Raw genomic sequence first — 7,876 nt, forward strand, 5'->3', positions numbered from 1 at the left:
TAAGCTAAAATATCACTAATTTTTAAAATATTTTAATGCATATAAACAATGAGATGATAGTGCTCTAACTTTCTTTTCAAATTCTCTATCAATTCCAAATAACCTATTAAAATGTAAGTGAATTATGCTATCTAAAATTGATAACTCTGTTGATGAGAGTAAATTTTCTCGCACTTTATTTCCGTAATATCTTACTATCTCATGTCTTATATTTAAGATACCTAGAAGAATAACTCCTGAGTTTGTTTCTCTTAAGCCTTTCCAATTTTCATTACTATTACATAATTTCATATATTCACTTCTATTTTTCTTAAAATCATCTCTATAATCAGACTGACTAACTTGTGAACGTAAATACTCAACTTGTTCTTCATATTTAAGTCCAAAGCTTTCCATATAATGTATTTCTGAAATCATACCTATTAATTCGTTGCTAAAAGTAATATTTCCTTCTCTTTTTTGAGTTAATATATTCTCTGTTACTAAGCTATCAAAATAAAATACTTTTTCTGCAATGTCAATTAAATCAATTCCACCATAACGTTCTATTTCCCTATCATAAGAATCTAATGCAAAATGAGTCATAAGACCTTCTTCTTTTAACATATCTAACCACCTTCTTAAATCTGGATAAATTTCCAAAAGTTTATTTTCTTTTCCATTAAGCCTTAAACGTATATGCTGCTCTGGATCAACATATCTCATAAAGAAGTATTTTTCTATTTTATTATTCGTAACCAAGCTATTACAATATTCAGAAATATAATAAGCTATTAAATCATCTGCATTTGAACTTGTTCCATATAATTTAAGATAAATCCATTCATCAAAAGGAGCTTTAATACGTTTATTAGATAAACTACTTATATTATTCAATTTTTTAGAAAACTTTGTTTGAATTATTTCATCCGTATTTGCTTTAATAAGTGGTATAACCAATTCACATGTATAATTATAATCTATATTTTTAACAATATTACTCCCATCATATTCATATGAAGTTAGAACTATTTCTTCAAATGTATTTTTACATTCATTAAAAAGTATTTTTATACATTCTTCACTTTCACTATTTAGAAGAATTCTATTATCTGCAAAAGTCAAATAAACATATTTAGGCAAATTATATTGACTACAGTAATTTTTAAACATTTCTTTAAATTTATTAAATTCTGTTTTTTTAGTAATTTTCATATTAATTCTATTTAATTTCCAAGTTTCAGGTGTTATTGTGAAATTATTGTATTTAATGGCTGGAATATATGAAAAGTTCTTATACACATCATTCCAGGGGAAATCATACCAAAGCCTCTTTCCTTCTAAACTTATGTCATATAAAAATCTAATAGCGTTAGGTGCAGCTTGAGGATTTAACATATTATTCATTGTAATTAATAGTTTTTTATTTAATGTTTTACTTTTGGCATAAAACTGATTATTTTCTATTCCAATAAAAATATCATCTAATTTTAATCTGCTTATATTATCCTTGCAACCATTTGTAAATAATGAAATCTCATAATCACTTTCATGAATATTTCTAGTTACATTTGCATTTCTCACTTCATTTGGTAAATATGATATTTCACATGTAACATATTCATCACTATTTTTAAGTTTTTTTATTTCATCATTTAAAGATTTAAAAAAGTCACTTGAATTATCCATCATATGCGAAAAACGCCCAAAACTTTTTCCTGCACTAGTTGAACCTAAATTAGGACCAATATAATACCTAAAATCTGTACTATTATACTCATTAACTTGACCTTTCATTATTATGTTAACTTCTAATGAATCAGGAATGTTTTCATAGCTTATTTCTTCTATTTCCAACTCTTTAATTTCATTATCTTTTATTACGATACTATTTTCTTTATTTTTTATTGCATATAAATACTTTTCAATGAAATAATCACGCACATTATCATTTACAGATTTAGTAATAGCAATATCTAATGATCTATTATTAGATGGACGTTTATAATTAAGTGGACCACCTATTCCAATATCATTATCTAATAATTCTAATAAAGCTACTTCCCTATCTTGTCCATATTTTTCAACAAACTCTTGTTTATATCTTGATAAAAACGGTTCTGGATTTTCTATTGCCATAGACAATTTAAACAATATATTCATAAGATTATTTATTTCTGATATTATTTTCTTATTTATTTTTTTTTCTTTTAAATTCAATTTTGTATCAACTTGTAATAGGTTTTTTACATTTGATACATCTTTCATTTTTTTACATATATCTAAATAAAGTTCTTCTCCTTTTCCAAAAAGAGATTTATTATATACATCTATCTCATTTTTAATATCTATTAAATCAGAAATTATAGGAATTTGGATTTTTAATTTTTTTAATTCATTAATAATATAATCAAACTGATCTAACACTGTTAAAGGAGGTCTTAAATTTGAAATTAAATATTCCTTTTCAATTAATTGTTTTAAAAATTTTTCAATTGTTTCCTCATCAGCATTTGAATATTCATCCAATAATACCTGTTTTAATTTATTATATTCTATACAATCTTTAGCCAATTCATATGTTCTCATAAACGGTTTAGTAGCTCTAACACTTATTTCACCAATTCTATTATTATCTTCTTTTAGTGTAGAATGAATTAATAACGCTCTATTTCCTTTTATATAAATCCCATCATTTATTTTAAAAGTTAAAAAATCAAAATACTCATTTTCTAAATTCTTAACTATACTTACAATCCATTCTAAATCAGGCCTTGCAAATTTTTCAAAACTCTTCTCTTCACACAAAATTAAAGTTTCTTCATCAGTATATTCTCCAAAATCTACTCCTGAAAATAAACCAAATGGTGTAGGTCTAATACTCATTCTAATTAAATACTTATATATTGATTGAATAAAATAATCAAACTTTTTAATTTCTTTTCCATTACAAAAATCAATAAGTGTATTATACAGAGTTTTACTAGATACTAAAATTGCTTCTCTAAAATTTTGATTACTGCAAATTTTAAATAATCTATCTTTTAAGTTATTTATATCAGTATCATTATCAAAAAAATCAAAATATTTATTTGATGGAAATGTTGGTGTTCTAATCATAAAAGTATTTATAGTCTTATATAGATCTTTCATTGTAATTATCCCCTTATCCTATAATATGTTGTTTTTCTAAAAAATCTTATACTTTTATATTTCATAAAGTATAAACTAAGGTGCTTGTACAAAAAGGCAGTAAAAAATATATTTATTCTTTACTGCCTTTTTTTGCATTAAATCTTTATTAACACTTAATACAAGAGTTACAAGATACACAAGAATTTTGTGTTATACACATTAATACTCCTGTAATACATCCTGGAGTACATAAAGATTTGCTAGTTATAGCTGGTTCCACCTTTTGGGCATCTACCTTTACCTTTACATCTAAATCGAAATCATTTAATTTTGCCATTTCCCATTTCCCCTTTTCTTTTTAATATATATTTTTTATTTTAATATTAACCATTTATACAGTAATTATAAGTAATCATAATCTTAAAGCAAATTTAAAGTAAACTTAACAATTATTAAGTATATATGAATGCCAAATAATTATTTATATAAATTAGTTAATAGAAAAAACTAATTTTTTTATATTTATATTTTAATATTCAAATATAATAATTTTATAATGTTTTTGAAATTTTAATAAAATTATGTGGTCTTATGTCAATATTTTGGACACAAAAAGTCAAACTTTTTTATGCTGCACTTCTAGCTAATAATTCACATTGATCTGGAGTCATGTAATTAATAGAAGAGTGTAGCCTTTTTCTGTTATACCAACCTTCAATATATTTAAAAATAGCCATATTAGCTTCTTCGAAGGTACGATATGAATTTCTGTATATTTCCTCCTTTTTTATTGATGAATGGAAGGATTCTATACAAGCATTATCATATGGACAACCTTTTTTACTAAACGATTGTATAATATTAAATTCTTTGCATAGCTTCTTTAAATCATTGCTAGTGTATTGAGATCCTAAATCGCTATGAAATATTAATTGCTTATTCTTATCTGGAGATTGGCTATAATAAGCATTTTTTAAGGCTTTAACAACTAAATCATTAGTCATTTTCTTACCGAAAGCGTAGCCAATTATTTTTTTAGAATATAAGTCTAGAACTGAAGCTAAATAGCACCAACCATCTTTTATAGTATGAATATATGTAATATCCCCTACCCATTTTTCGTTAATAGAAGTAGTAGTAAAATCTCTTTTCAAAACGTTTTCTAAACCTTCTGCTACCTTTTTACTTGAATGAGGTTTGTATTTTTTTACAGTTATTGCATAAAGGCCAAGTTCAGACATTCGTCTTTGAACTCGCTTCAACGATACATTGAAACCTTCTATACCAAGTATATAATGAATTCTAGGAGCACCATATATGCCTTTATTCTCTTTATATATCCTTTTAATTCCTCATTTTCTAGTTCTCTTGTAGATTTAGTTTTATCAAAAGATTTATAATATGTGCTTCTGGCTACGCCTAGAACGGTACACATAGTTTTAATATCATGCTTGTTTTTATTGTTATTTATAAATTCTATTACTTCATCTAATTTCTTGTTGCAAATATGGCCATAGCTTTTTTGGCTAAAGCCCGCCTTTGGTGTAATATTTCATTTTCCTCTTTAATTCTTACCATTTCTTTTTTTAAAACTTTTACTTCCTTTAATGTCATAACTTCATTTTCATCTACTTTAATTTCTTTTACATCTTTAATCCAGCCGTTAATTGTTGATTTTGCAATGCCATATTCGTAGACGATGCTCTGCTAAGCTCATTCCTGACTTAAATAATTCTACTATCATATCCTTATATTCTTGATCATATCTTCTGCCCTTTTCCATAATGGACACATCCTTTCTTAACTAAATATTATTTTACTTAGTTCGATTTAATGTGTCCACTACTTTATACTAACATCAATTATCTTATAGCCTTATTTTTAACACACTATTTAGATAGGCATACATGTCTTTTCTAGTTATTTCTTTATTTTCAGCCATTTCATTTACATCTCTTTATATTCTTTACTAGTATTATCTAAAAATTATTGTTGTTCCTTAATTTCTTCAGAATATATTTTTCTTTTACTGTCCTTTTTAGATACATTATAAAATTCTTATAATTTAAATGTATTATTAATATAAAAATTTAAAGGAGTAAAATAATAAATGAGTAAAACAAATACAGGTATGTGTATAGTTGTATTATTTACAATAACATGCTCTATACTATTATTAGGATGTTCTAGGATAACACAATTAATTGACACAGGGAAAAAAAATTTAGAAATAAGCAAAAACTTACCTGATTACACTCTTAATGAAATCAACTTTAAAGAAATATCGATTAACGAAAAAATATATACTATTAACGAAGAATGCATAGATAAAAATGATTTAGATAAACCAATAGGGAAAGTATCTAAACAATTTACAATTGACGAAAATAACAATATTTTAACAAAAGATGAATTAATGAAAATTTATGTTATTCCAAATGAAAAAAGTGAAGAAAAAAGAATACATTTAAATTTTGGATTGATATATTCTATAAATAATGTTAATCCTAATGAATCTATTGCTATTAATGTTAATAATGAATATAAATTAGCTACTATTAAAAAATAGAAAATGAAGATATCGTACTATGACCAAGGGAAAATAAGTAGATTTGTATGATTAGTTGATGATTTTAGAATAATATACTATATAAATTTTGAGATGGGGCTGTATCAAAATAACTTTTTAGATTCTACCAAGACTATACCTAGCTGACCCTAGATAGCATGAGCGTAAAATCCTATAATAAATAAAGTTTTAAAAATAAAAGCTCCTAAACGGTTCCTTTGAAACGCTTAGAAGCTTATTATTTTTTACTATATTTATTATAGAGTTGGAGCCATACCATTCCCCTAACAACCCAAAGAAAAATATAATTTAATTTTACAACTTTTTTACCTGCTTAAATACGTTTATTAATCATGTTTCTTTCCATTTTAGTTACAGCAAGCAATGTAGTTAAGAAGAATTTTCCCATACTAGTATTTTATAAAAGTCCAACATTAAGCACATATACATCTATTCATTTATTATATTCTATTTTTACAAATTCCCTTTTAAATTTAAAATAGAATTTTAACTTAAAAAATAATACATTTCCATAACCTAAAACTTTTTTAAAATTTAATTTTCTATCAGAATTGAAGTCATATTTTTGCATAACAAATACCATTTTTTCATACTAAATCTATAGCATTAAAAAGTACATAAAATGCGAGAATACGTACTTTTTAAACTTAATTCACTTTAATTCAAGTAAATTCAATACTTTAAAGGCATTTAGCAAAGAATAATAAATTAAAGCAATAAACTTAATACGTACTTTTTGTATTAACTTTTATGTACTTTTATAGTAAAATATAATTAACATAATAATTATTAAAATTATTGGAGATATAATATGGAAATTAAAGAAATATTACAATTTGTAAAAGATGATATTATAGATATACCTTCAGCCTTAGATCTTTTATTAGTTTATATAAAAGATAGTGATAAAAATAAAGGCCTAACTATATTAAAGTTAGTAAGTGATGGAAACTTAAAAATTTCTAGTGCTGAGAATATGATTAATAAACTAATTGAAAAAGAAGAAGCTGTAGAATATAAAGAAAAGAAAACATCTATAAAAGAAGTAAAAGGTAAAAGAAATAGAAGAGCAGCAAGACCCCTTGAATATGATGAATATATGACTATTATTACATTATGTCAAAAAGGATTTACTTATAAAGATGAATACGGAGTAGAGCATATCTTTAGACCTAATAAACAATTAGCAATGACTTTCATACTGCAAGCTAACTTAGGATTAAGAATCTCTGATGTTTTAAAATTAAAACCATCTACCTTTAAAAATGACAAGCTGGAAGTAATAGAAAAGAAAACAGGTAAGCTTCAATATAGAACTATCAATAGAAATCTAAAAGAACTTATTTATGAATATGCTCTAGAAAACAATATAAAAAGTAATGATTATTTAATTCAAGTTAAGGTAAGAGCTATTCAAAAACAACTTGCTATAATAGTAAATTACTTAAATTTAACTAATATAAGTAGCCATAGTTTTAGAAAATTATTTGGTGTAACAGTATACAATAAAACTAATGGAAACATAGAATTATTAAAAGAATTATTCAATCATAGTAACATATCAACTACTCAAAGATATATAAAAGTTAGCCAAAAACAAATAGATGAAATAAGCTCATCCATTGATTTCACTGCTGCTTGGAATATATAATACACTAATTATTTAATGTAAAAGCATTAAATTTATTAGTGTTTTTTCAATATAATAAAATTATATAACAATTATAAAAACATTTTTTAATTATTATAATTCTATTAATTAAATATAACTTTAAGTATTAATAAGATTAATATAATTTCAATATATTATAACTTTATAAACATTTTATTTTTAAACATAAAAAAGTAGAGATATACTTCACTAAAATGGAACCTATAAGATAGACACTTGTAAAATAGAGCCTATCTATATGAAGCCACTAAAAAACTAAAATTATTGGATAAGTATTGAAATTTTAGGAAAATTTCAGAGGTCAAATATGTCTAAAAAGTTAATAGAGAACCCTTAGAAGCGATTCTAAGACTTCTCATTTTTTACCATGTGATTTTAAATAAAAAAGTGGCTTTCGCCACGCTCCCTTCGGGAATTTAATTTTAAGTATTCTAAAAGGCATAGAACTAACATCGGTTCTATGCTATATTTTTCCTATTAATTAATACTTTATTCCGTAT

Annotated in this window: 4 protein-coding genes and 1 pseudogene; 2 read left to right on the forward strand and 3 right to left on the reverse strand. The window is 24.2% G+C overall.

All coding sequences use genetic code 11. The features are described 5' to 3' along the window. Positions 1 to 15: 15 nt before the first annotated feature. The 3 genes and pseudogenes from H8R92_RS06385 to H8R92_RS06395 form a co-directional block, all read right to left on the reverse strand. Positions 16 to 3,132, reverse strand: a complete 3,117-nt coding sequence (locus tag H8R92_RS06385) for a lantibiotic dehydratase (RefSeq protein WP_186835008.1) — start codon at positions 3,130 to 3,132, stop codon at positions 16 to 18. A 148-nt stretch (positions 3,133 to 3,280) separates the two neighbouring features. Continuing rightward, entirely contained in the window at positions 3,281 to 3,451 is a 171-nt protein-coding gene (locus H8R92_RS06390; RefSeq protein WP_186835009.1) for a gallidermin/nisin family lantibiotic, read from the reverse strand. A 289-nt stretch (positions 3,452 to 3,740) separates the two neighbouring features. Continuing rightward, positions 3,741 to 4,897 (reverse strand): annotated as a pseudogene (locus tag H8R92_RS06395) (IS3 family transposase). Between the two features lie 327 nt (positions 4,898 to 5,224). Between H8R92_RS06395 and H8R92_RS06400 the strand changes: the two are divergent. Further along, entirely contained in the window at positions 5,225 to 5,683 is a 459-nt protein-coding gene (locus H8R92_RS06400; RefSeq protein ID WP_186835010.1) for a NisI/SpaI family lantibiotic immunity lipoprotein, read from the forward strand. Positions 5,684 to 6,515: 832 nt separating this feature from the next. Continuing rightward, positions 6,516 to 7,355, forward strand: a complete 840-nt coding sequence (locus tag H8R92_RS06405) for a tyrosine-type recombinase/integrase (RefSeq protein ID WP_186835011.1) — start codon at positions 6,516 to 6,518, stop codon at positions 7,353 to 7,355. The last annotated feature ends 521 nt before the right edge of the window (positions 7,356 to 7,876 follow it).

The organism is Clostridium lentum (assembly GCF_014287815.1).
Classification (GTDB): domain Bacteria; phylum Bacillota; class Clostridia; order Clostridiales; family Clostridiaceae; genus Clostridium; species Clostridium lentum.

Bases quoted from the DNA above. Each gene is read 5' to 3' on its own strand.
- H8R92_RS06385 (WP_186835008.1), bottom strand. From the start codon at position 3,132: ATGAAAGATCTATATAAGACTATAAATACTTTTATGATTAGAACACCA.
- H8R92_RS06400 (WP_186835010.1), top strand. From the start codon at position 5,225: ATGAGTAAAACAAATACAGGTATGTGTATAGTTGTATTATTTACAATA.
- H8R92_RS06390 (WP_186835009.1), bottom strand. From the start codon at position 3,451: ATGGCAAAATTAAATGATTTCGATTTAGATGTAAAGGTAAAGGTAGAT.
- H8R92_RS06405 (WP_186835011.1), top strand. From the start codon at position 6,516: ATGGAAATTAAAGAAATATTACAATTTGTAAAAGATGATATTATAGAT.